Source organism: Faecalibacterium hattorii (assembly GCF_003287455.1).
In the GTDB taxonomy this organism is placed as follows: Bacteria; Bacillota; Clostridia; order Oscillospirales; family Ruminococcaceae; genus Faecalibacterium; species Faecalibacterium hattorii.
Genome location: NZ_PRLC01000008.1, coordinates 102,812 through 126,007 on the forward strand (window position 1 = coordinate 102,812; position 23,196 = coordinate 126,007).

Here is a 23,196-nt window from a genome sequence, read left to right on the forward strand (position 1 = left end):
CGTTCTCCTTATTCTGCTTTCCGGCAGACAAACCATGCCATACTCTTCACGGTTCCAAGTGTTACGGTTACACTACTTCACCGCTTTTGCGCCGTAACGCACAGCCAGCCCTTTTTGTTTTTGTGGCTCTTGAGCTTACAAAATCCTGCTTGTTCCAGATACTCTTTCAGTGCAGTATCCGTATAGATGGTCATGCCATCGATGATCTGCGTCCATTTGTCGTCTTTTGTCGTTTCGCCGTTTGCTTCGTTACAGATGAAAAAGACCCCGCCGGGCTTCAGCACCCGATAGACCTCTCTGAAATTCTGCGCAAGCTCCGGCCAGAAATAGACCGTTTCAAAGGCGGTCACCACATCAAACTGTTCCGCTTCAAACGGCAGCTCTGCCACACTTGCCTGTTGCACGGTACACCGTCCTGCCGCAATGGCTCTGGCATTGACTTTTCGCGCTTTTTCCACGCTGACGGCTGAGTAGTCGATGCCCTGCACCTTGCCGTTGGGGCACAGTTTCAACAGCGTTTTCATGTTCGCTCCACCGCCGCAGCCGCAGTCCAGCACCATGGCGTTCGGGGCAAGCTGTAAAAAGCGCAGTCCCCATTCTGCCATTGCGCTGTGTCCAAAGTTCATCATGGCGACCATGATCTTCCCGCCAAGGCCTACGGGCTTTCGGGTGTTTTCAAAAAAGGACATAACGCCACCCTCTTTCTATTTGCCGTTCACATTGCAATGCTTTTTACCAGATGCGCCCACTGCACCGGATGACAGGCCAGCAATTCCTCGTGCCGAAAGTTAGATAATGCTAACTTTTCATTCTATAAAAAGCCGCTTCTCGGCGGTCCTTCTGCCAAAATAATACGCCCTGCTGTTGCCTCTGTCAAGGAGTTTAGGCATTTTCGGAGATTCCGAAAGAGATTTCGCTTTCGGGGACTCCAACCATCACCCCAGTGCCACATCCAGCACCATCATCACGCTGAAGCCCACCGCAAAAAATACCGTGCCAACGTTGGAGTGCTGTCCCTGCGACATTTCCGGGATCAGTTCCTCCACCACCACATACAGCATGGCTCCGGCGGCAAAGCTGAGCAGATAGGGCAAAGCGGGCACCACGATGCCTGCCGCCAGAATCGTTAGCACTGCCCCGATGGGCTCTACGATGCCGGACAGTACGCCGCCCCAAAACGCCCGGCCTTTTTTCATTCCTTCCGCCCGCAGTGGCATGGAGATGATGGCACCCTCCGGGAAGTTCTGGATGGCAATGCCAAGGGAAAGTGCCAGCGCCCCGGCGGCGGTGATCTGAGCAGTTCCGGCAAGGTATCCGGCATAGACCACGCCCACTGCCATACCCTCCGGGATGTTGTGCAGCGTCACCGCCAGAACCATCATGGTGGTGCGCTGGAGCTGGCTTTTTGGCCCTTCGGCCTGCAAACTGTTCTGGTGCAGATGGGGGATGAGATGGTCCAGCAGCAGCAAAAACAGGATACCCAGCCAGAACCCCACTGCCGCCGGGAAAAACGCCAGCTTGCCCAGATCTGCGGCCTGCTCCATGGCCGGGATCAACAGACTCCATACCGATGCCGCCACCATCACTCCGGCAGCAAAGCCGGTCAACGCCCGCTGAATGCCGTCGCTCAGGGACTTTTTTAAAAAGAACACACAGCCCGCCCCAAGGCTTGTGCCCAGAAAGGGGATCAAAATCCCCCAGAATGCGTCTTGTATCATGTAGTACCTCCTTGTGGTTAAACATAACTAACCATACAGGCAGTATACTGCGCTCCGGCAAAAAGGTCAAGGGCTTTGCGGTATAGAGGATGCAGATCATTTCCTGCACCGAAAAATTCACCTCTGTAAACTTTCCGGTTTCTACTTGACAACGCCCGGTGGGAGTGCTATTTTTACTTCGCGAATTCGTTTTGCCTAACCATCTGAGGGGTTTTTCCCCTGCATTTTTTTGCGTCAATTGTTAGGTAAAGCTAACTGTTTTTTCAAAACTGAGATAGAGGTGTGTTATCATGAGATTAAAAAAAGTATTTGCAGGTGCACTTGCGGCCGCTATGCTGGTATGCGCTGTGGCAGTCCCGGCCTTCGCTGCGGAAGAGGTGGAACAGGAGAACTGCCTGACCTCCAGCTATGTCCAGATGAACATCCCCTACGCCGACTTCTACAAGGCTGCCGGTGTGGACAACGCATCTAAGATCGACGCTGTGACCAGCGCCACCAAGAACAAGACCCGTGCGGGCAACCTTGCCGGCGGTTCCTACCACGTCAACGCGGACGGCACCGACATCACCGGCGTTTCCTTCCCGGTCAAGGTGCTGACCCCGTGGGCGCTGAAGAATGCAAAGCAGGTCACCGATGCCGACAGCTACGACATTACCGTTACCCTGAAGGGCAAGGAATCCACCACCACCTACACCGGCGCAGATGCCTTGTTTGAGAACGAGAGCTACGCTTACTACAAGCTCAGCGAGACCCCTGCCTACTACATCACCGCATGGTATAACCTGCTGAGCGGCAAGTGGGAGTTTGGCAAGGTCCACGCCACCGAGACCACCGTAGAGGGCACCACTGTGGAGCTGAATACCAACGGTCACCACACCACCTACGAGATGAAAATCTCCGGTTTTGATCTGGACTACAAGGCCAACAAGGTCTACGGCGTAGTTCTGACCACCGCCGATGGCAGTGAGTACGGCCTGCATCATGTGACCAACATCTGGCATGGTACCAAGCTGGGCTTCAATGCCGATGATCCTTACTTTGCATCCATCATCGGCAAGACGATTACTCAGATCACCTTCTACGCCGCCGACGGCGTGTATGTCCTGCCGGTCAGCGTGGCACTGTGAATACACGGGAAGCTGCCTAATTTATTGTAAAATATAACACAAGACGGCAAGGTTTCTTGATTGCGAGAGACCTTGCCGTTTTATAGCAGTCTGCGTCTTTAATGCACAAACAGAGGCACGAACTTCGTTCAGAGCGAACGGTGACCCCATTACATGAGCAGAGCCCCGCTACTTATTTTTTGCGTCTTAACAATTCGGAAACATTTGTGGGCGAGGCCCCTCCATCTGCTGTCGCAGACCGCGCTGCCGCTTAAAAGCCCCACTGGGGCTTTCATTGCTCCGCTGCGCTGCGCAAACGCGGTCCAACCCCAAAACCTGCTTAGAACGGACGAGGAGGAATTGTGTCAATTTGACATAATTCCTCCCACTACAGAGAGAAACAGAGCGTTCCCGACGGGGAACGCCCTGTTGTACATATTGCTATCGTATGTGGATTTTTCAGGGTGCGTCCGCAGGGGCGCACCCTATTTTTGTTTCATCATGGTTGGGTATCCGTCAAAACGCATTTACCAGTTCTTTTTCTCCTTGGCTGCAACGTGGTTGGTTTTGCGCTGTTCCACCATCTGGGCGAACCATTCCACCATTGCAGGGTCGTCGTGAGCAAAGAAGGCACTGGTTTTGGTATCCAGTGCGGCGATCCTTTCCATGTCCTCAGAGGACAGCGTAAAGTCGAACACTTCCAGATTTTCCTGCATCCGCTCCCTGTGGGTGGATTTGGGGATGACCACCACGCCCCGCTGCAAATGCCAGCGGAGAATGACCTGTGCCACGGTTTTGCCGTATTTTGCGCCGATTTCTGCCAGCACAGGGTTTGTGAACATCTGACTCCGACCTTCGCCAAAGGGAGCCCATGCCTCCATCTGAACGCCGTACTTTTCCATCCATTCCTTTGCCTTGCCCTGCTGGTGCAGCGGATGCACCTCTATCTGATTCACCATGGGTTTGATACGAGCAAAGCTGCACAGATCAACGAGGCGGTCAGGATAAAAATTGGACACGCCAATGGCCCGAATCTTGCCTACCTCATATAGCTCCTCCAAAGCGTGCCATGCGCCGTAGTAATCAGCAAACGGCTGGTGCAACAAACAAAGGTCCAGATAATCCGTTCGCAGCTTACGCAGGGATTCTAGCACAGATGCCTTGGCCTCCTTATAACCGTAATGCTCGACCCAAACCTTGGTGGTCAGAAAAATATCTTTGCGATCCACACGGGATTTTTCGATTGCTGTGCCCACCTGCTCTTCGTTGAAGTAGGCTTGTGCCGTGTCGATGGAGCGGTAGCCCACCTGCAAAGCATCCAGTACACAGCGCTCGCATTCCTCCTGTGAGACCTGATAGACCCCATAGCCAAGCTGGGGCATTTTTACGCCGTTATTCAATGTGATATAGTTCATATAAAAGCCTCCCTGCTGAGATGATCCTGTGTTTATCACCGCAACTCCTTATAGGTTTCTTCCGCCACCGGCTCGCACCACTCGTTAGAGGTGCCTTCGCCGGGCACTCCCACTGCCAGATGAGAGAACCAGCAATCGGGTGCAGCACCGTGCCAGTGCTTGACCTCCGGGGGAATATTCACCACATCGCCCGGATGCAGCTCCTGCGGCTCCTTGTCCCATTCCTGATAGTAGCCCCGGCCTGCCACGCAGACAAGGATCTGTCCGCCGCCCTTTGCGGCATGATGGATGTGCCAGTTGTTCCGGCAGCCCGGCTCAAAGGTGACGTTGTAAATGCCAACCTGTGCGGTGGACAAGGGTGCCAGATAGCTTTTTCCGCTGAAATATTGTGCAAAACCGTCGTTGGATGCACCGATGGGGAACACCATTTCGCTCTGGTGCTTTGCCTTGGCATCCTCTGCAGCGTCCTCTGCCCAGACCTCCTTTGCCATGCGGAAAGCCGCCCACGCCTTGGGCCAGCCTGCATAAAATGCCGCATGGGTCAGGATCTCTGCAATCTCAGTCCGGGTAATACCGTTGTTTTTCGCTGCCGTCAGGTGATACCGAAACGAGGAGTCCGTCAGTCCCTGCGCCATCAGTGCTACCACCGTCACAAGGCTGCGGTCCCGGAGGGAGAGTTTATCCTCTCGGCTCCACACCTGCCCGAATAGTACCTCATCGTTAAGTTCTGCAAATTTTGGTGCAAATTCGCCCAGAGCATCCCGCCCTGCTGTTTGTTTCACTGCCATTATACGTTCCTCCCCATCTCGTAAGCCTGTGCCATGGCAGAGGTGTTTCGCACTGCACCCGGCTCGTAAACGCCACCTGCTACAAGGACTCCCTTTTCCACGGCACCTTCCACACAGTCTGCATAGCCCCGGAAGCAGGCCAGCGTAGTGTCCGCAGAGGCTTTTTTCTCGTCTGCCATATCATCCTTGTGGACGCAGGCTCCGCCGTGGGTGCTACAGTAGTAGCAGCCGGAACAGGGAGCCACCTTTTTCTCAGCGACCCGGATCTTTTCTGCTTTGTGCCCGGCATCCTGCGCTCCACGCAGAAATTCATCGCATAGAATATCAGAGTTACCGCCCTTCCGGGGACTGCCAGACAAAATCAATACCTTCTTGCTCATAGGAACCTCCTTGACAGCAGAGTGCATCCGCATTATGATGTTGATAAAGTTTGATTTTATCATACAACTTAAAGCGCACTTTAAGTCAAGGGCTTTTTGAAAAAACGGAGGTTTCAGATGATCTATACCGTAGGCGAAATGGCACAAAAGCTGGGCGTACCTGCCTCCACCCTGCGCTACTACGACAAAGAAGGGTTACTTCCCTTTGTGGAGCGTTCCTCCGGCGGCATCCGGATGTTCCGGGAAAACGACTTCGAGTGGCTGCAGGTCATCCGCTGCATGAAAAAAGCCGGAATGTCCATCAAGGATATCCGGCAGTATATTGAGCTTTCCATGCAGGGAGACGACACCATTGACACCCGGCTGGAAATGTTCCGGCATCAGCGCGAGGTGCTCACCCAGCAGATCCAGCAGTTACAGCACACGCTGGAGACCGTGGAGTATAAATGCTGGTTCTATGAAGCCGCCAAAGCCGCTGGGACAGTGGATGTCCCCAGTGCGATGACCGATGCGGATGTGCCGGAGCAGTTCCGTGCCATCCGGCAGGAGCTGCGGGGACAGAAGATGCCGAATGGCGAAAAATAAGAAATGCCGTTCCAGTTGCTTTTGGAACGGCATTTTTCTTAATCTTCTAACCCATGGCTCCCGGTTACAGTTTTCAAGTATTTCTCCGGGGCGCCATTCAGAATCAGCTCGGCATACGCCAGCGGATCATTGTAGATGAGATAGTCCAGTTCCGTCTGCTGCGCCATAGTCATGTCCAGTGCATCCTCGACCCCGGTGCAGTCGATGGAAATTTTTCTCCCATCCCGGAGCAGCAGTTCCACGCAGTCGGTGTCCATGTTGAATTTGCAGGTTCTTTCATCGTACTTCATACTCGTGTCCTTTCTGCCTTACGGCACCTTTACAGTTGTGACTTTTGTGATACGTCTTTTTTGATAAGGTTTTGGACACACAGCCGCCGGGAAGGAGCCGGAGCTTGTCGGGGCAAGGCCCCTCCATCTTGCTGGCGCAAGACCACTCTGCCGCTTAAAAGCCCCACTGGGATTTCATTGCTGCGCAACCGCGGCATCCTGCTTTCCGAAGAACACAAAAATCCGAACCCTTCTCCTATCGGAAAAAAGTTCGGATTTTGTTGTTGTGGTGCACCTCCAGGGACTCGAACCCTTGGCCTACTGATTAAGAGAAACCAACGTGCAACAATCGTCAATTTTCAGAATTGCGTAAATTTGTGTTTTGTATCCGCTGCATTCTTTGCACCTATTATCCCCTCTTGCATCCGTCATCCAGCTGTTCCGGTGTGCAAAAAGTGTGCAAAAATGTGCAGAGCCAAAATCAGCCCCTTAAAACAGGGATCGGATTTTTATGCAAAGCTGGGAAAATGGGCTGGTTTGGCTCGAAAATGGCATCCGCAATTTCACCTGTTTAAACCAAGCATCAAATGTACATCAACAATTACGATTCATGGCAGGGATTTGGACAACTGCGATCTCTTATAAATCCAAAGCAGCTCTCTCTATGTGGACTTTTCTGGGTGGAAACACCTAAAAGGTTCACATTTTTTATTTTACCGGCAACCAGACCGTTGCTTTTGCTCCGCAGGGGGTGTTCTGCCCGAACACTGCCGTGCCGCCATGGGCGGCGGCGATCTGCTGCACTACATACAGACCAAGGATATGAGGCGCATTTTCGGTAGGCTCCGCAGCGTTCAGCGCCGCCAGAACGGCAGCCGGATAGCCGATGCCGTCATCCGCCACGGTCAGGCAGAAGCGCTCCCCTACCTGCCGGGTGTGCACGGTAATGTTCACCGGCTTTGGGTTATGCCGGACGCTGTTGTTCAGCAGGTTTTCCAGCAGCCGTGCCAGCAGCGCCTCATCCACCGAAAGCACGGTCTGCTCTGCTGGTTCTTCCTGTTCCAGTGTGATCTCGCAGCGCTCTGCCAGTGGGCTTTCGCAGAACTGCGCCACCAGCTGCCGGAACAGCGGCCCTGCCCGGAGGTCTTTCCGGCGCAGGGGTTGGGCACCGTATTCCAGCTTACTGGTCAGGTTCAGGTCATCAATGAGGGTGCGGAGCTTTTCGCACTGGGTGCGGATGCCGGTCGCTTTCTGCCGGGAGCTGTCCGGCAAAAGTGCATCCTGTTCCAGCTGCTCCGCCCAGCCTAAGATCAGCGCCAGCGGGGTGCGCACGTCATGGCTGACCCCTGCGATCCACTGGGTGCGGGCGTTGTCCCGCCGGGAAAGCATCTCATTTTTGGCTTGCAGCTGCGCCCCGGTCTGGTTCAGCTTTTCTGCCAGTTCCCCGGCAAAACCGTCGGTAGGCAGCCGGACGGTCTGCCCCTGCGCCAGTGCATCCAGACCGTTTGTCACGGTCTCCAGCCGCTTTGCCCCCCTCCAACTCAGCCAGAAGCAGAGAACCAGACCCAGCAGCAGCATTCCCAGCGCTGCTGCCGGGAGCACCCGCACCATGCTCAGGGCAAAGTCCGGTGAGCTGTAAATGCTGTACTTCCACAGGCTCCCCTTTGGCAGCCCGATGACGAACAGTCCGTAGGGTTCTGTCCAGCAGAACACCGGGTAATCCGCCAGATACCAGCGGGCAAATTTGGCGATATCGCCGGGAGTGTAGACATGGTTCAGATCCTGCGGCAGACCGTAGCTCCAGCGGATGTTTCCCACATCGTCCAGCACCATCGCCCACTCGTAGCCATTCATCCACTCCTGCGGGGTGCGTTCTGCCCCAAAGGCAAGCCCTTCGGCGGTCTCCACCATGGAATCCGCGATCTCGCTGGATGAATACTCCCGCTGCGGCAGGCGGCAGCCCTCCTGCCAGCCCAGCCAGCCCAGCACCGCAACACCGGAAAACAACAACAGCAGAACGATGCCCACCGCCGCCAGCACATACCGCCGAATCAGGCGCACAAAGGTTTTCATGCTTCTTCCCCCTTTGTCAGCTTATAGCCAATACCCCGCACCGTCCGCAGAAACTGCGGCGCACCGGGTTTGGCTTCCAGCTTCTCCCGCAGATGCCGGATATGTACCCCCAGACTGTTCTCGTAGCCATAGTAATCTGCGCCCCAGACCGCCGCACAAAGGGCATCGTAGGTAACGATGTGTCCCCGGTTCTCTGCCAATTTCCGCAGCAGCGCCAGCTCGGTAGCGGTCAGCGTCAGTGTTTTGCCCTCTGGCAGGGTAACAATGGCATCATTCAGGTCTACGCACCGCTCCCCCAGCTGCAAAGGTGCCGGCTTTGTACGGGACAGCTCTGCCCGGTACGCCCGCTGCAAAATATGCTGCACCCGCAGCAGTAGCTCCTGCATCAGAAAGGGCTTGGTCAGGTAGTCATCTGCGCCAAGACCCAGCCCGAACAGACGGTCGGCATCCGCATCCCGTGCGGAGAGGAACAGTGCCGGAACGTCCGCTTTTGCCCGCAACGCCCGGAACAGCGAAAAGCCATCCCCATCCGGCAGGTTGATATCCAAGATCATCAGCTCTGGCTGCTCTGCCGCAAAACAGGCGCGGGCAGCGGCGCAGCTTTGGGCGGTTTTCAGGCGGCAGTAGCCTGCGCCCCGCAGCTGCTCACACAGCAGTGCCAGCAGCTCGGCGTTGTCGTCCACAAGCAGGAGCTTTGCATCATAAACGGTATCCATAAGGGCAGTTCTCCTTTCCCGCCTTTACTATACCACACTTTTTGCGCCGCAGCGGAAAACACCTGCAAATTTAAGGGTAAATTAAGCTGCGCTTCCGGTCAGTTTAAGGCAGCGGGTGTATTCTGGCATCGTTCCGAAAACCATGAATGCGAAAGGAGACCATTTATGAAACCTGTGATCGAGACCCATGCCCTTTGCAAAAACTACCATGGCCGTCCGGTGGTGGATCATTTGAACCTGACCGTCCCGGAGGGATGTGTTTACGGCTTTTTAGGCCCCAACGGTGCGGGCAAATCCACCACCATGAAGATGCTGCTGGGGCTTGTACACCCCACCGGCGGCAGCGTGGAACTGCTGGGGCACACCCTAAACGAAGCAAACCGCATTGCCCTGCTGCGGCAGACCGGCAGTCTGATCGAATCCCCCTCCGGTTACCTGCACCTGACTGCCCGGGAAAACCTTTCCATCGTGGCTGACTTGAAAGATGTGGACCGGAAGGACATCAGCCGGGTGCTGGAGATCGTGCACCTGACCAAAGACGCTGACCGGAAGGTGGGGCAGTATTCCCTTGGCATGAAGCAGCGGCTGGGCATTGCCATGGCGCTGCTGGGCAGCCCCAAACTGCTGATTTTAGATGAACCCACCAACGGTCTGGACCCGGCAGGTATTCAGGAGATGCGCAGCCTGATTGCTTCCATGCCCCAGACCACCGGAGCCACCGTGCTGATCTCCAGCCACCTGCTGGGCGAGATCGAGCAGATGGTGGATCAGGTGGGCATCCTGAACCACGGCAAACTGCTGTTCGAGGGTTCTCTGCAGCAACTGCAAAAGCACAGCCGGGGCGGCATTCTGCTGCGGGTGCTGGACGCACCCAAAGCCGCAGCCGTCCTGCAGCAGCAGGGAGTAAAAGCCGCTGCACCGGCAAATCAGCCGGGCACCCTACAGCTTCCCCCGCTGCCGGACGAAGCGTTGGCGGCACTGGTCTGTACCCTTGCCGAAAGCGGCGTGGGCGTAGTTGGACTGACTGCACAGACAAAGAGCCTTGAGGACATCTTCCTCAGCCTGACCCAGACCAGCGGGGAGGTGGCGTAAGATGGCAGCTTTCCATGCAGAACTGCAAAAAGCCCACCGTAGGCACGATCTTGCTCTCTGCCTACTCATCCCCGGCATTGTCGTGCTATGGGTGGGCGGCCTTGCCCCGGCAGACCCGGAGGAGCTTGCCAACGGTTACAGCGCTCTGCTTTACAGCCTGCCCGTCATTGAAGCCATTCTGATGCCGGTGATGATGGCAGTGCTGGCCTCCCGGCTGTGGGATATGGAGATCAAAGGCAACACCTCCAAGCTGCTCTACACCCTGCAGAGCCGCCGAAGCCTGTTTGCAGGCAAGGCGGTCTTTGGAGTGCTGGAGGTGCTGTTGGTCACGGTGCTGGAGCTGGCCTGTGTTCCGATGCTGGGGCGTGTCCATGGTTATACCGAAGCCTTTCCCACTGGACAGCTGGTCTATCTGTTCGTCTGCACGCTGGCGGTGGACGCAATGCTCTTCTTTGGAGAATTTCTGCTGATGCTGTGGGTAGGCAATCCCCTGCCGGCGCTCTGCGTGGGCATCGTAGGGGCACTGGTGGGGCTGTTTTCTGCTTTTATGCCGCCGCTTGCCAGTTATTTTGTGCCCTTTGGGTACTACATCCCTCTGAGCGCCTACGAAGTGGCGAACTGGGACAAGGCCACCCACACCGTCACCTACGGCACCCGCCCCTTCAACTGGGGACTGCTGGCCTTCACCCTTGCGCTGGGCGCAGTGCTGTTTGCCCTTGCGTGGCGCAAGGTACAGGACGAGGAGGTATAAAACCATGCTGAAACGCTGTATTCTTGCGGAGGACCGCAAACTCCACGCATCCCCCATCTGGGCAATGTTCTTTGTGCTGCCCATTCTTTCGGCCACCTATGGCACGTTCAATTATCTGCAAAATCTTGAGATCCTCACCGACGGCTGGTATAGCCTGTGGACCCAGCACACCCTGTTTTATTCCATGCTCTTCTTCCCTGCCATGGTAGCCACCTATGCTGCCTACTTGTGGCGGCTGGAACATCTGGGGCACAACTGGAACCTGATCATGGCAAGCCCTGTACCGCCGCTGGACCTGTTTGCCGCAAAGTTTGCGGTGGTGACAAAGCTGGCGCTGCTGACCCACGGCTTTGTATTTGCGCTGTTCGTGTTCTGTGGCAAGGTATTTGCCCATCTGCCCGGGCTGCCGCCGGTCACCTTACCGCTGTTTTTACTGCGGGGACTGCTGGGCGCGTTGGCTGTCATTGCCGCACAGCTGGTGCTGGCCATGGTCATCCGCAGCTTTGCCGTGCCCATTTTTCTGGGGCTGCTGGGCGGCATTACCGGCATCTTTATTAGTTCCAAAGGCTTTGGAATCCTGTGGCCCTATTCCCTGATGCAGCTCGGAATGAACTCCAACAAAAGTGCGGATGCTCTGGCGGGCAGCTACGGGCTGTTTGCCTTCAGCTGCATCTTCTGGCTGGGGACACTGTTCCTTCTGGCATGGCTGCTTTTGCGCCGGGAAGATGTGCGGGCATAAAATAGAAATCTGCGTATCTGCTCCTGTCAAGAGGGCTGGCAGCATCCAGCCCTCTCTCTTTTTGCCAAAGTTTTCATTGTTTTTTCTTGCAAGCTGCCGAAATCAGCACATCATCAAAGTTTTTTATTGACACATTGCGATTTTTGTGGTAATCTATCCCAACAATTTAATATAACATATTTACTTAGAGTTCCAGCTCGGCTCCCAAAGGAACCGGAGCAAGTTTTTAACTTTCTTATCGCTACATAGCAAACCCGAACCAAGGCCATCCCGGAAGGGATGGTCAGGTTCAGGTTGTTGTGTGGCGATTTTTTATTGCAAAATCAGCAACGAACCTTGAAAACCGCATGACCGTCTGCATGGGATACCCGGCGATGACCCCCAAGTGGGAGAGCCGGAAAACGCCGCCGGAAGGGGGGCAGGAAAGCCATGCAGGGAGAACGGCTAAACGTTGGTTCCTCAGTTACCAGAAAATAATGTGGTCAAATTGACCACATTGTTTTTCCGTAACGCCAGTGAAAGGAGGGGGTTCTATGAGCAGCTATAACGAACGCCTTGAATGGGAGTATCAGGACTACTTGAAACAGCGATACGAAGAACAGCAAGCCGCTGGATATGACGGTGTCCGCAAAATCGTCTGCGGCGGCTGCGGTCGGGTGTTCTACACCACCATCTACACCAAGAAATACTGTCACAGTTACTGGTGCGGCAATCAGGCCAACAATCGGCGGCAGCGGGAATACCGCCAAATACACCGTCAGGATTTGGTCTGTCAGTGCTGCGGCGAGAAATTCACGCCCAAACGTGCAGGTGCCCGCTATTGCAGCAATGCCTGTCGGCAAAAAGACTATCGAAAACGTGTTACAGATGCTGCAAGTGCTCAAAATGAGCACTTGGATAAGCGTAACGTATCCACCAAATAAAGTTCTCTCCCCTTCATGGATGAGAGATACCGGAAGTTCATCAACCTGTTACAGTTATTCAAGTGGTCAAATTGACCACTTGAATAACTGTAACGCAACCGAAAGGACGGTATGCCTATGGGAAAAAGTTCTCCTCGTAATCCGCTATGGCCGGACTGGTTTGACGGCGAAAAAATCGACGAAGTGACGTTCTGTCACGAACTTATCCGCAATCACCCTATGAAGTGCATCGAGAACCGCTTCTTTACCCCGGACGGCCCGGTGGAAGATGAAGCCGAGCTGAAGCAGCTCATCCTGAAAGAGATTCAGGCATTTATCATTCATGGGCTTTCCAAGAGGGTGGCCAATCTGCTGGAAAGTCTGCGTATCATTGCTTATTCAGCTCCGCTGGACATTGAGGTGGATTGCATCCACCTCAAAAATGGCATCTACCACCTTGCAGACGGTACGTTTCAGGAAAGCCGCCTGTTCTGCCGAAACCGCCTGCCTGTGGCCTATAACCCGAAAGCTGCCAAGCCAGAACGCTGGCTGGCCTTTCTGAATGAGCTGCTGGAGCCAGAGGACATTCCTACCTTGCAGGAATACCTCGGCTACTGCCTTATCCCCTGCACCAAAGGGCAGAAGATGATGTTCCTGCTCGGCAAAGGCGGTGAAGGCAAATCCCGCATCGGTCTGGTGCTGAAAAAACTGATGGGCGATGCGGTCAGCAATAGCAGCATCCAGAAAGTCGAAACCAGCCGCTTTGCTCGTGCCGACCTTGAGAATCGACTGCTCATGGTAGATGATGATCTGAACATGAACGCCCTGCCCAAGACAAACTATATCAAATCCATCGTGACCGCAGAAGCCAAGATGGACGTTGAACGCAAGGGCATCCAAAGCTACCAGAGCGACATCTACGCCCGGTTTCTCTGCTTTGGCAATGGTGCGTTGACCGCTCTGTACGACCACTCGGACGGCTTCTGGCGGCGGCAGCTCGTCCTGACCACCAAAGACCGCCCTGCCAACCGGGAAGATGACCCATTCCTTGTAGAAGCCCTGTCCGCAGAATTGGAAGGCATCCTGCTGTGGTGTCTGGATGGCTTGCAGCGATTGCTGCGGAACAGCTACAAGTTCACGGTCAGTCCCAAAGCTGCCGCCAATCTGGAGACTATCAAACGGAGCAGCAACAATGTCCTCGACTTTCTGGACTCGGAGGGGTACTTCCGCTATAAGGCAGACTTCTCCATCAGCTCCAGAGACCTCTATGAAATCTACAAGCTGTGGTGTGAGGACAATGCCTGTCACCCGGTATCGGCAGCACGGCTCAGTTCGGAGGTCAGCCAGAACGCTGTCCGACTGGATCTCGAACCAACCAACAACATTTATCTGCCCGGTGGCCGCAGGGTACGCGGATTCATGGGCATCGAAGCTCTTGTCTACCCGGCAGCATAAAAGCGATTTTTGCAAAATAATGCCGTACGGTCTGTACGTACTGTACGCCGTATGGCAAAGTCTTGCAATCTTTCGATTCATCGTCATGTTTTGTTTTCTGCGTACAGCGTACACCTCGTACGGCACTTTTTTCTCCGTACACAACTTTTTCACCGTGTACGGAGCCGACACCGTTCCAACGGCAAGAACGGTGTCTTAACTCTCCCGCAGGAGACGTTCCCCCGAGGGGTAGATTCCCCCGCATTGCGGGGGAAATGTCGCAAAGCGACAAAGGGGGAGCCGGTCCGGCAGGACCCCACTACACTTTGCAGACCGCAGGGATGAAAGTGTCATAGTGGGTTATTACACTTCCGCAGAAGTGCATCTCTGCTCCCCGTCACCTCCCGATGAACCTTGAAAGGACGGATGCCCTTGGCAAGAAATGATGGTATTGACCGCACCAGTGTCCGAAATCTCGCCGTTTCGGACAAGGCCGTTGGCAACACCCAGCAGCACAACGAACGCGAAAAAGACAGCTATCGAAACCCCGACATTATCCCCCAGCGCGTTGCATGGAACGTCCATTTCAAGAAGCCTGCCGCCAGTTATACCGACCTGTTCGCCCAGATGGAAGCCAACGGCACGATCTCCACCCGTGGTTTGAAGCCGGATGCCACCCACTACTGTGAGCTGATTTTTGATGTCAACTCTGCCTATTTCGACAACTACGGCGGCTACGAGTTCGCCAAGCAGTTCTATGAGGATGCCTACAAAGCAGCCGTTCAAATCGTGGGCGGTGAGCAGTATATCCTCTCGGCAGTCATGCACGCCGATGAGATCAACCACGCCATGACCGAAGCACTGGGCCGAGAGGTCTACCACTACCATCTCCATGTGGTCTATGTGCCTGTGGTGGAAAGGCAGATCCTCTGGTCGAAACGCTGCAAGGACAAGGCACTGGTCGGCACAGTCAAGGAGACCGTCATGCAGGTCAGCCGAAGCAAGAAATGGGCATCCAAGCCCCTGCTGGACGATGCCGGAAAGCCTATCATGCAAAAGAACGGCAAGCCAGTCCTGAAGAAGTCGTACAGTGTCCTGCAAGATGATTTCTTCAACTATATGCGCAATGCCGGGTACACGGATGTGGAGCGCGGTGAGCGTGGCAGCACTGAAGAACACCTGACCGTCACCCAATTCAAAGTCCGGCGGGAGCAGGAGCGACTAGATACCCTGACCGCCCAAGCCGACCAGCAGAAGCAGTCGCTTGCCGCTATTCAGAAAAAGTCCACTCTTACCAAAAACGCTCTTATCCATGCACAGGATGTTGCCACTTTGGGCAAAAAGACCTTGCTTGGCAACTATTCGCTGACCGAAGAAGAATTTTCCCAACTGAAAAGCCAAGCCGCCCACGGTTTTATGGTGGACGTGGAAAACCGTCAGCTCAAACAGCAGTTGTCCGCTGCACAACAAAATTCTATCAACTGGCAAACCCGCTACCGTAACCTGCGGAACGAAGTTCAGCCTTATCTGGACGCTATGCGCCACGCCCCGGAGCGTGTACGCTATTTTTTTGAGAATCTTCTGGCACAGAAACCGGAACGGACAGCAGATGCACCGTCCAAAGCTAGCCACCAGAAGAGCGCCGAACTTTAATGTTATCTGGATGTAAAAAAGGAGACTTGCCTATGGTGAATGACCGCACTTTCCCTATTTCCAGCAATACCACCTCTGTGAAATCTGAAGATTATACGAATAAGTCCTTGCAAATGGACTCGAACCTCGCTACAATGGAGATGTCAGGAGCATCCTGCTCCATGCGAATTTTCTGTCAGAAATCTCAAGCGATTTCTGACGAAACTTCGGACAAATCCCCTGCCATTGAATCTTCTGACCAGACCAAAGCAGCCAAACTCGAACCCCTTGTTTACCGGGTTGAAGAGATTGCCCAGCTTTTGGCGATTTCTCCCCGCGCTGCGTACAACCTGTGCAACACCACGAAGGATTTCCGGGTGCTGCGCATCGGCACCAGCATCCGGGTGAACAAGCAGAGCTTCGACAACTGGTTTGCAGCGGTCTGAGGGAGGTAATCTATGGCATCTATCATGAAGCGCGGAGATTCCTACTCCGTCCGTTACAAGTACAAAGACCATTCCGGCAAGCCATGCGAGGGATGGGAAAGTTTCAAGACCAAGAAGGAGGTGCAGGAGCGAAAGATCACGGTCGAGAAAGAACTGCTGGACGGCACATTCCTCGTCCCCGACACCATGACGGTGGAGGAAATGCTGTACAAGTGGATTCCGATCCAGTCCACAAAGCACAAGTGGTCCCCCAAGACCTACACGCAGTCCGTAGCGATGGTGCAGAACCTTATCGTGCCGTATATCGGGAAGCGGAAAGTGCAGGAGCTGCGCACCTACGACATTGAGAAGTTCTATGCCACCCTTGCCAAGACCTCCTGCGGGCAGTATGTGCACAGTGTGAAGCAGGACCTGTCCAAGAAGCAGAAGAAGCGGCTGCTGTCCAGCACCTCTATCCACGAAGTCCACACGCTGCTCAAGACCGCATTTTCCTATGCAGTGGAGTGGGACCTCATCCACAAGATTCCCCTGCCCCGTGATGCCCCCAAGGTCAACATCGAGGAACGCACCATCTGGGACGAGAAAACCATGCTGGCAGCCTTACAGACCATCCAGAACCCTGCCCTGAATCTGGCGGTGCACATGAGCATGATCCTTTCGCTCCGTGAGGGCGAAATTCTCGGCTTACAGCCGAGTGATCTGGACTTTGATGCAGCCGATGGGCGTGGCACCATCTCAGTCAGCAAGACCATGCAGCGAGCCAATAAGGACGCTTTGGAAAAGCTCGACCCCAATCAGGTCTACCACACCTTCCCGGACAGGCGTGAGGGCAGCAAGTCCTCTCTCATCCTGAAAAGGCCCAAGACCAAGAAGTCCAACCGCGTCCTGTATATGACGAAGCCCTTGAAGGAAGAACTTCTGGCATGGTTGGAAAAGCTCAAGCAGGACGAGCAAAACGCCCCGGAAAAGTACAGCAACTGCGGGCAGCTATTCCGGCTCCCGGACGGCTTGCCCATCGCACCGGAGCTGCTGACAAAGTGGTATCGTCTGTGGAGAGCGGAGCATCCGGAGTTTGAGCAGATCGTGTTCCATGGTCTACGGCATTCCAGTGCCACCTACCAGCTCTTGCAGTCGGATGGCGACTTCAAGTCGGTACAGGGCAACACCGGTCATGCAACTGCTGCTGTCCTGATGGACACCTACGCCCATACGCAGGACAAGCCCCGGCTGGAACTGACCGAAAAGATCGAGGCAAACTTCTATTCCCAAGATCTGGCCCCGGCAGCACCTGAGCCCCGGCAAAACGAAAAGCCGGCGGCAACAAAAATCTCCGGCAAGGAGATCCTTGAAGCCATCCGGCTAATGGATGCAGACGAACGCAGAGAATTGACGAGAGCCTTGTTCGCCTAAAATTTCTTCTTTTTATGCAAAGGAAAGCAGGCTGTGCAAACCTTGCGCAGAAAAGCCCCTGATTCGGGCAAATGTGCAAACGGTGTGCAGAAAGTGTGTAGCTGCTTTCCTACACAAAAAAGAACGCCAAATCTTACGATTTGACGTTCAATATCTGGTGAACCTCCAGGGACTCGAACCCTGGGCCCACTGATTAAGAGAGCAAGTCGCCGGTTCGTCTCAGTTTCTGGAAGTTTCGAGTTATCGTTATTTTTAATCAAAGCAATGTGATTTTTTACCCGGTAATTTCTGCACCCTTTGTCCGATTTTGCAACGATTTGCACCCTTTGCACGTTTTGAAACCGTGCAAAAACCGTGCAGAAACCGTGCACTTACTCCCAGACAAACTAAAATCCACTTCATCCGACAACGACTTGACGGCATTGGTTTGGGTGGCCATTCTCTTATTTTTAGTACTTGCTGCATCACAAGCCGATTGGAAAGCATCTGACCTCATTCTCAGTATAACCCGTCGTTTTGTGTTAGAAAAAAGCAACACAGCACGATATGGTCTGTATGGCCTTGTAGTGGTATCCTTTTGCCAACAAGAAAACAACATAAAACGAAAGGAAAAACAAATGATGAAACGTATCTTTACCCTGATTGCCTCTATTGTTCTGGCCACCAGTCTACTGGCTGTCCCCTGCTTTGCCGCTGAGCCTGAAGACTTGCCAGCACCGCAGCCTGGTGTGACCGAAACGGAACAACCTGACGGTTCTGATCAGCCTGAGAATCCGGACAGACCTTCTATCCAGCCATGTGATGCTATGCCGGGCGTTGGAGACATGGGTTAACTCATAAAATCGATGTTCAAGTATTCTTTCGCTTCTTTTTTGACAACCTCTAACCCGATTTGATATCCAATGACTTTGCAGAGATAATACGATTGGTAGTACAATTCTTTGCTGATTTCGTCATCGTCCATAAAATGTCGGCATTCCGCTTCAATTTCCAGACATCGGGGCAATACTTGGTAATGTCCATATTGAATACAGGCTTCTCGTCCTTCTTTAGCGAGTGCAGCTCCTTCCTCATAGCGACCGCACAAATCCAGTACCCGAGCATAATTATAAAGGACCAAAGGCAACACCCCTATAGATGTTATGGTTTCCTTAAAATGCTTACGCACATACTTAAGCAGCTGATAGTAGATTTCAGCTGCTTTTTTATTTTGGCCAGCATCAGAGTAAGCAAGCCCAATCTGATTGATAATTGTGATTTCATCTTTTGTATAAAGGAAACTTTCTATACTCTCCAGGTCAAAGCGGGGCACAGTCAGCTGAATTGCCTGCATTAGCAGATCGATTTGTTCCAGCGGCGTGTAGCGTCCATCTAAGCGTCCCAGAAGTACCCTTGAACGCAGGGCAAATTGCTGCGCAATTTGATCATCCGGATCTGCCAGCTTTTCAAATTGTGCAAGCTTCTCAAAGCCCTCCGGCACCTTTTCGGTCACATTGCAGGCAACAATTTCTTTCTGAAGAGCTTCCATCTCCAGTTCATTTTTACTCAGCAGAGCAAAATAGCGGTCATCCGGCAGGCCCAGACGCTGCAAAAGGGCATTGATCCGGTTGCGGCTGGGGGTCTGTTTCCCATTTTCCAGTCGGGAAAGAGTCATAGGCTCACAGATTCCATCGCAGAGCTGCTCCTGCGTCAAACCCAGATCCAGCCGTCGCTGTTTAATGTATTCTCCCAGAAAGACATTTTTCATTGCTGAGTCTCTCCTCATTATAGCTGCCGCGCTCCTGTAGTTTAAAGCTGGCACTGTGTGTCAACCAATATCAATATTCTAAGGACATTATACCATATCCGGCAGCGGGATGGTACCCAGCTATGTGACCTATCGCACGGAAGAAGATGCTATTTATATTACATCAGAATTGTATCGCAATACCGTCCGGCTGACCGATCATGGCCTGCAGAAGGAGTTCATCAATCTCACCCGTTGCGGCGGCTGTGCGGAACTGAATACGCCGTTGACACGCTATCTGCATGAGCAAGAGCTTCTGGTAACCGAGGAAGAACTGGACCATGCGCTGCACCAGGTGAGATCTTTGCTGGATAATATCTTCATGGTAACATTGATGCCGACGGAAGGCTGCAATTTCCGCTGCCCATATTGCTATGAAGATCACCATGCGGTCAGTATGACTCGTGACACACTGGACCGAATTGAGGAGTATATAACTGCACAAGCGCCGCGCTATAAACAGGTCATACTTGCATGGTTTGGAGGTGAACCTACTCTTTGCAAAGACACTGTGCTGGAAGTGTCCAACATTGTGCAAAATCTGCAGAAACAGTATGGCTTTCACTATGCTGCCAATATGACCACCAATGGTTATCTGCTGAATGACAAGCTATTTCGGCAGTTCTATCAGGCAGGGATCACCAGCTATCAAATTACAATTGATGGTTGGAATCACGACAAGACTCGGCCCCATGTATCCGGCAAAGGAACCCTGCAGACCATCATTAACAATCTGGCCTCTCTTTCCAAGTTGCCGCCGGCAGAGTATTCCTTTCATATCACGCTGCGCCACAATATTCTGGCCGACGATGAGGACTACAGTTGGTATGATTATCTGTACCGTCTGTTTGGGCATGACAAACGCTTCGCCGTACTTGTTCGTGCTGTTGGTGACTGGGGTGGTGAAGGCGTCCACAGTCTATCCATCCTTCATCAGGATACAAAAGATGTGTTGGTAGCAAAACATGTTGCATATCTGGATAAGATCGGGATGTCGTGTCATAACCACAGAAACGGAGCCCTTGCACAGGTGTGCTACGCTTCCTATCCACATAGCATGGTATTCCGGGCCAATGGAAAAATTGGCAAATGCACTGTGGCGCTTGACCACCCGCAAAACCAGTTAGGTTGGGTTGATCCCGAAAAAGGTATTGTGATCGACCCGGAGGTTAACTGCCGGTGGAGCTTTTCTGATCTGAAGCCCGAGTGTCGTAGCTGCCGGAATGTTTTGCGCTGCATGAATATGCAGTGCAAAAAGTCTGAAATTATTGATGGAAAGACAGTTTGCCTCTATAGAAAATCAGAATGTGTGTAATCAGTTAACTAACGCAAAACGATATGTTTATTCCTCATCCTGTGTGCTACAATTTGAATCAGAAAGAGCAAAGCACACAATCCACTGTTCATAGAGACAGATGGAACGATCACAGAAGAGGTGGAAATCATGAAGTATTATCTCAAAAAGTGCTGGCCCACTGTTACAGCGGCCTCCATCTGTATGGTTGTTGCCTATGGTTTGCAGGTCTGCACCAGTCTGGTACAGATTCAGATCACCCAGGGACTGCTGGACGGTGATCTGCGGGCTTTCACCATTCGGATCATTCTTCTTCTGCTGACCTGGCTGGCCGTGGTCCTTTGCCTGATTGCAGAGACCTTCTTCCATGGCCGGGCCGTGCGCCGGATGAACAACGCTCTGCGCCGGGATATGGCAGCGGGCCTGTTGCACAAGACCCATCAGGAGTATCATAAGCAGGAGAGCGGCGAGTACCTCTCCCAGTTTACCAACGACGTGAACCAGATTGAGCAGATGGCCTGGACTCCGTTTTTCACCATCATGGGTTCTGCGGCACAGGTGGTGTTCGGCATCGTTGCACTGGCATCCATTCATTGGCTGCTTCTGGTGATTTCTCTGGTCATCGCATTGGTTATGATCTTCGTTCCTCGTCTGTTCAGCAAACGGTTGGGAACCGTTGGCACAGCCTGTGCCGCCAGCCAGGCTGACAGCGTCAGTAAAATCAAGGATCTGCTGGCAGGTTACGATGTGCTTCGCTTCTTTGGCAAGGATGAACGGTTTACCAGCGGAGTCGATGCAGCCAGCGACAGCATGGAGCAGGCCAAGTACAAACTGACCATCAACAAGGACGGCATCGGCTGTGGTCTGGCCTATGTCAGCGCCGTCTGCCAAGTGGCCGTTGTCATCCTGCTGGGTGTCCTGATCCTCAATGATATGATTTCTCTGGCCACCTTTATGGGCACCGGTACCATCTGCGCCGGCGTGTATAATGGACTGAACCAGGTGTCCAAACTTGCAGTGTCCTTCTCGGCCAGCAAGCCCTATTTCGATAAGATTACCATCCATGCCGGCGAGGCGCAGCTTCCTGATTTCGGTCTGCCTACCCTGCAGGAAGGCATTACGGTCAAGGATGTCTCTTTCGGCTACGATGAAAAGAAGCCGATCCTGGTCCACATGAACGCGGAATTCAAGAAAGGCGGCAAATACGCCCTCACCGGTCCCTCCGGCTGCGGCAAGAGCACCCTGCTGAAGATTCTTCTGGGCTGGCTGCCCGGCTACCAGGGCAAGGTCCTTTATGACGAGAGAGACGTGCGGGATTACACGCCCGAGCAGCTCCAGCAGAAAATGAGCTACATCGAACAGAATGTGTTCCTGTTCAATACCACCATCCGTGAGAACATTACCCTGGGTGAGCACTTTACCGACGAGCAGATGGAAAAGGCACTGCGTGACAGCGCCCTGGCAGGCGACCTTGCCAATATGCCCAAGGGTCTGGATACGCCGGTGGGCGAGGAAGGCAACGCCCTCTCGGGCGGCCAGAAGCAGCGCGTGGCCATCGCCCGTGCTCTGATCCATAACCGCAGCATCCTGCTGGTGGATGAGGGCACCAGCGCCCTGGACCAGAAGAACGCCGACATCGTGGAGAAGAGCCTGCTGTCCAACCCTGACCTGACCCTGATCCTGATTAGCCATCACCTGAGCGACGAACGTAAAGCCCAGTTCGATCATGTGTACGAGTTGACGCCCGCATCTTCTATTGTCTGAAACCGGGAAGCAACGCAATAGCCGGAAGAATCCAAAGAAACCGTGCCGGGGTTTCGTGACACACGACTTTGTTTGCAAAGTCTAGTGTGTTACACCTTGGTTCCGGCTGATGCGGAAAAGGGACTGTGAGCAGCTCCGGCAAGCACCTATTCTGCGGCAGAAGGATGCGCGGATGGGGATGGCAGCTAATGGTTTCTGCCCACCCAGCGCAGGCTTGCAGAGGAACCAATGGTGTACGTTCTCCTTCCTGCCGCAGCAGCGTTTTTCCCTATAAGCCGCAAGGTAAATAATCAGCGTCTGTATTTGCCCCGCATCCCGGCCTTTGTGCGGTGCTTTAACATAGAGGATTTATTGAACACTCGCAGCAAGGTCATCTGTTCTTCTTTCGTCAGCTTGGAATAGTCGATGCCGATCTGTCCCATCAGGACATTCATCTTCTTTTCCAACGGAGAACCTTCAAACTTCTGTGCATTTTCAAGCTGCTTCCTCGCTTGCTCGACCGCTGCGCCGTCCGACGTGGTCTTATCGGTCCCATGTGCCGCTTTGATCTGCTTCAGGATCGCCGCCAGCTCATCATAGAGGATCTGCCCGAAATATTCGTCCTCGTTGATCTGCGCCGCCTTCAGCGTCCGCATGGTCAGGTCCTCTGCATCGGCATGGTATCGCTTTTCCAGTTCCTGCCGGGTGGCTTCCACCATGGCATTCATATCCCGGATGCGGTCACTGACCAGACCGTCCACACAGATCTCAAGGTCGGTCATCCACCGGGAAAAATCGGGATGTTCCAAAAGTTCACACAGCAGCCGATGATTGAAATTCCCATTCCTTAATACGTCCACTGCGCCATCGCTCAGATGCAAGTCCGAAAGGACTGCATCTGGGCGTTTTTTGTTTTC

At 53.6% G+C, this 23,196-nt stretch carries 23 protein-coding genes; 13 read left to right on the forward strand and 10 right to left on the reverse strand.

Translation table 11 applies throughout. The annotated features are described in order from the left end of the window. Positions 1-77: 77 nt before the first annotated feature. Together C4N23_RS07120 and C4N23_RS07125 are read right to left on the reverse strand one after the other, a co-directional pair. Positions 78-689, reverse strand: a complete 612-nt coding sequence (locus tag C4N23_RS07120) for a class I SAM-dependent methyltransferase (protein WP_112145084.1) — start codon at positions 687-689, stop codon at positions 78-80. A 246-nt stretch (positions 690-935) separates the two neighbouring features. Then, positions 936-1,718, reverse strand: coding sequence for a ZIP family metal transporter (locus tag C4N23_RS07125; protein WP_097840139.1), 783 nt, complete (start codon positions 1,716-1,718; stop codon positions 936-938). A 290-nt stretch (positions 1,719-2,008) separates the two neighbouring features. On the opposite strand from C4N23_RS07125, the gene C4N23_RS07130 reads away from it, so the two are divergent. Then, a complete protein-coding gene (locus C4N23_RS07130) occupies positions 2,009-2,845 on the forward strand; it encodes a hypothetical protein (protein WP_112145086.1) in 837 nt (278 codons plus the stop codon). A 506-nt stretch (positions 2,846-3,351) separates the two neighbouring features. Here the strand turns inward: C4N23_RS07130 and C4N23_RS07145 are convergent. Genes C4N23_RS07145 through C4N23_RS07155 form a run of 3 tightly spaced genes read right to left on the reverse strand, consistent with a single transcriptional unit; the run spans position 3,352 to position 5,407 of the window. Further along, entirely contained in the window at positions 3,352-4,239 is an 888-nt protein-coding gene (locus C4N23_RS07145) for an aldo/keto reductase (protein ID WP_055190974.1), read from the reverse strand. A gap of 35 nt (positions 4,240-4,274) precedes the next feature. Next, positions 4,275-5,027, reverse strand: a complete 753-nt coding sequence (locus C4N23_RS07150) for a carboxymuconolactone decarboxylase family protein (RefSeq protein WP_112145088.1) — start codon at positions 5,025-5,027, stop codon at positions 4,275-4,277. Beyond that, complete coding sequence (locus C4N23_RS07155; RefSeq protein WP_181567088.1) at positions 5,027-5,407, reverse strand: flavodoxin family protein; 381 nt, start codon at positions 5,405-5,407, stop codon at positions 5,027-5,029. The genes C4N23_RS07150 and C4N23_RS07155 overlap by 1 nt, the downstream gene beginning before the upstream one ends. A gap of 117 nt (positions 5,408-5,524) precedes the next feature. Between C4N23_RS07155 and C4N23_RS07160 the strand changes: the two genes are divergently transcribed. Further along, complete coding sequence (locus C4N23_RS07160) at positions 5,525-5,992, forward strand: MerR family transcriptional regulator (RefSeq protein WP_112145092.1); 468 nt, start codon at positions 5,525-5,527, stop codon at positions 5,990-5,992. Between the two features lie 38 nt (positions 5,993-6,030). Here C4N23_RS07160 and C4N23_RS07165 read toward each other — a convergent pair whose 3' ends face one another. The 3 genes from C4N23_RS07165 to C4N23_RS07175 form a co-directional block, all read right to left on the reverse strand. Beyond that, complete coding sequence (locus tag C4N23_RS07165; protein ID WP_055190982.1) at positions 6,031-6,282, reverse strand: DUF6061 family protein; 252 nt, start codon at positions 6,280-6,282, stop codon at positions 6,031-6,033. A gap of 687 nt (positions 6,283-6,969) precedes the next feature. After that, positions 6,970-8,334, reverse strand: coding sequence for a sensor histidine kinase (locus tag C4N23_RS07170; RefSeq protein ID WP_112145094.1), 1,365 nt, complete (start codon positions 8,332-8,334; stop codon positions 6,970-6,972). After that, positions 8,331-9,050 carry a response regulator transcription factor gene (locus C4N23_RS07175; RefSeq protein ID WP_112145095.1) on the reverse strand — a complete coding sequence of 240 codons (720 nt, stop codon included), beginning with the start codon at positions 9,048-9,050 and terminating at the stop codon, positions 8,331-8,333. Before C4N23_RS07175 ends, C4N23_RS07170 begins: the two co-directional genes overlap by 4 nt. Before the next feature lie 165 nt (positions 9,051-9,215). Between C4N23_RS07175 and C4N23_RS07180 the strand changes: the two genes are divergently transcribed. The 9 genes from C4N23_RS07180 (at position 9,216) to C4N23_RS13810 (ending at position 18,289) form a co-directional block, all read left to right on the forward strand. Further along, positions 9,216-10,142 (forward strand): ABC transporter ATP-binding protein, encoded by a 927-nt coding sequence (locus tag C4N23_RS07180; RefSeq protein WP_112145097.1) that lies wholly within the window; start codon positions 9,216-9,218, stop codon positions 10,140-10,142. Between the two features lies 1 nt (position 10,143). Next, complete coding sequence (locus C4N23_RS07185) at positions 10,144-10,893, forward strand: ABC transporter permease (RefSeq protein ID WP_112145099.1); 750 nt, start codon at positions 10,144-10,146, stop codon at positions 10,891-10,893. Positions 10,894-10,897: 4 nt separating this feature from the next. Continuing rightward, entirely contained in the window at positions 10,898-11,632 is a 735-nt protein-coding gene (locus C4N23_RS07190) for an ABC transporter permease (RefSeq protein WP_112145101.1), read from the forward strand. 533 nt (positions 11,633-12,165) lie between these two features. Beyond that, a complete protein-coding gene (locus C4N23_RS07195; RefSeq protein ID WP_112145103.1) occupies positions 12,166-12,555 on the forward strand; it encodes a hypothetical protein in 390 nt (129 codons plus the stop codon). 117 nt (positions 12,556-12,672) lie between these two features. Beyond that, positions 12,673-13,989: a DNA primase family protein gene (locus C4N23_RS07200; protein ID WP_417306201.1), complete on the forward strand. Its 1,317-nt coding sequence runs from the start codon at positions 12,673-12,675 to the stop codon at positions 13,987-13,989. A gap of 411 nt (positions 13,990-14,400) precedes the next feature. Further along, complete coding sequence (locus C4N23_RS07205; RefSeq protein WP_112145107.1) at positions 14,401-15,621, forward strand: plasmid recombination protein; 1,221 nt, start codon at positions 14,401-14,403, stop codon at positions 15,619-15,621. Positions 15,622-15,653: 32 nt separating this feature from the next. Beyond that, the gene (locus C4N23_RS07210; RefSeq protein ID WP_112145109.1) at positions 15,654-16,046 is read left to right on the forward strand and encodes a helix-turn-helix domain-containing protein; all 393 of its coding nucleotides are present in this window, start codon (positions 15,654-15,656) and stop codon (positions 16,044-16,046) included. Positions 16,047-16,058: 12 nt separating this feature from the next. After that, positions 16,059-17,456 carry a site-specific integrase gene (locus tag C4N23_RS07215; RefSeq protein ID WP_112145111.1) on the forward strand — a complete coding sequence of 466 codons (1,398 nt, stop codon included), beginning with the start codon at positions 16,059-16,061 and terminating at the stop codon, positions 17,454-17,456. Between the two features lie 413 nt (positions 17,457-17,869). Beyond that, the gene (locus C4N23_RS13810) at positions 17,870-18,289 is read left to right on the forward strand and encodes a hypothetical protein (RefSeq protein WP_181567089.1); all 420 of its coding nucleotides are present in this window, start codon (positions 17,870-17,872) and stop codon (positions 18,287-18,289) included. Here the strand turns inward: C4N23_RS13810 and C4N23_RS07225 are convergent. Next, positions 18,286-19,203 carry a helix-turn-helix domain-containing protein gene (locus tag C4N23_RS07225; protein ID WP_181567090.1) on the reverse strand — a complete coding sequence of 306 codons (918 nt, stop codon included), beginning with the start codon at positions 19,201-19,203 and terminating at the stop codon, positions 18,286-18,288. The genes C4N23_RS13810 and C4N23_RS07225 overlap by 4 nt on opposite strands. 124 nt (positions 19,204-19,327) lie before the next feature. Here C4N23_RS07225 and C4N23_RS07230 point away from each other — a divergent pair, with 124 nt between their 5' ends. Then, positions 19,328-20,557, forward strand: coding sequence for a radical SAM protein (locus C4N23_RS07230; protein WP_181567091.1), 1,230 nt, complete (start codon positions 19,328-19,330; stop codon positions 20,555-20,557). Positions 20,558-20,686: 129 nt separating this feature from the next. Then, positions 20,687-22,300, forward strand: a complete 1,614-nt coding sequence (locus tag C4N23_RS07235) for an ABC transporter ATP-binding protein (RefSeq protein ID WP_112145117.1) — start codon at positions 20,687-20,689, stop codon at positions 22,298-22,300. 290 nt (positions 22,301-22,590) lie between these two features. Here C4N23_RS07235 and C4N23_RS07240 read toward each other — a convergent pair. Continuing rightward, the coding region (locus tag C4N23_RS07240; RefSeq protein WP_112145119.1) for an XRE family transcriptional regulator at positions 22,591-23,196 on the reverse strand (606 nt) is incomplete at its 5' end.

Bases quoted from the DNA above. Each gene is read 5' to 3' on its own strand.
- C4N23_RS07185 (WP_112145099.1), top strand. From the start codon at position 10,144: ATGGCAGCTTTCCATGCAGAACTGCAAAAAGCCCACCGTAGGCACGAT.
- C4N23_RS07215 (WP_112145111.1), top strand. From the start codon at position 16,059: ATGGCATCTATCATGAAGCGCGGAGATTCCTACTCCGTCCGTTACAAG.
- C4N23_RS07180 (WP_112145097.1), top strand. From the start codon at position 9,216: ATGAAACCTGTGATCGAGACCCATGCCCTTTGCAAAAACTACCATGGC.
- C4N23_RS07225 (WP_181567090.1), bottom strand. From the start codon at position 19,203: ATGAAAAATGTCTTTCTGGGAGAATACATTAAACAGCGACGGCTGGAT.
- C4N23_RS07145 (WP_055190974.1), bottom strand. From the start codon at position 4,239: ATGAACTATATCACATTGAATAACGGCGTAAAAATGCCCCAGCTTGGC.
- C4N23_RS07155 (WP_181567088.1), bottom strand. From the start codon at position 5,407: ATGAGCAAGAAGGTATTGATTTTGTCTGGCAGTCCCCGGAAGGGCGGT.
- C4N23_RS07130 (WP_112145086.1), top strand. From the start codon at position 2,009: ATGAGATTAAAAAAAGTATTTGCAGGTGCACTTGCGGCCGCTATGCTG.
- C4N23_RS07170 (WP_112145094.1), bottom strand. From the start codon at position 8,334: ATGAAAACCTTTGTGCGCCTGATTCGGCGGTATGTGCTGGCGGCGGTG.
- C4N23_RS07175 (WP_112145095.1), bottom strand. From the start codon at position 9,050: ATGGATACCGTTTATGATGCAAAGCTCCTGCTTGTGGACGACAACGCC.
- C4N23_RS07120 (WP_112145084.1), bottom strand. From the start codon at position 689: ATGTCCTTTTTTGAAAACACCCGAAAGCCCGTAGGCCTTGGCGGGAAG.
- C4N23_RS07190 (WP_112145101.1), top strand. From the start codon at position 10,898: ATGCTGAAACGCTGTATTCTTGCGGAGGACCGCAAACTCCACGCATCC.
- C4N23_RS07235 (WP_112145117.1), top strand. From the start codon at position 20,687: ATGAAGTATTATCTCAAAAAGTGCTGGCCCACTGTTACAGCGGCCTCC.
- C4N23_RS07160 (WP_112145092.1), top strand. From the start codon at position 5,525: ATGATCTATACCGTAGGCGAAATGGCACAAAAGCTGGGCGTACCTGCC.
- C4N23_RS07125 (WP_097840139.1), bottom strand. From the start codon at position 1,718: ATGATACAAGACGCATTCTGGGGGATTTTGATCCCCTTTCTGGGCACA.
- C4N23_RS07150 (WP_112145088.1), bottom strand. From the start codon at position 5,027: ATGGCAGTGAAACAAACAGCAGGGCGGGATGCTCTGGGCGAATTTGCA.
- C4N23_RS07200 (WP_417306201.1), top strand. From the start codon at position 12,673: ATGGGAAAAAGTTCTCCTCGTAATCCGCTATGGCCGGACTGGTTTGAC.
- C4N23_RS07195 (WP_112145103.1), top strand. From the start codon at position 12,166: ATGAGCAGCTATAACGAACGCCTTGAATGGGAGTATCAGGACTACTTG.
- C4N23_RS07165 (WP_055190982.1), bottom strand. From the start codon at position 6,282: ATGAAGTACGATGAAAGAACCTGCAAATTCAACATGGACACCGACTGC.
- C4N23_RS07210 (WP_112145109.1), top strand. From the start codon at position 15,654: ATGGTGAATGACCGCACTTTCCCTATTTCCAGCAATACCACCTCTGTG.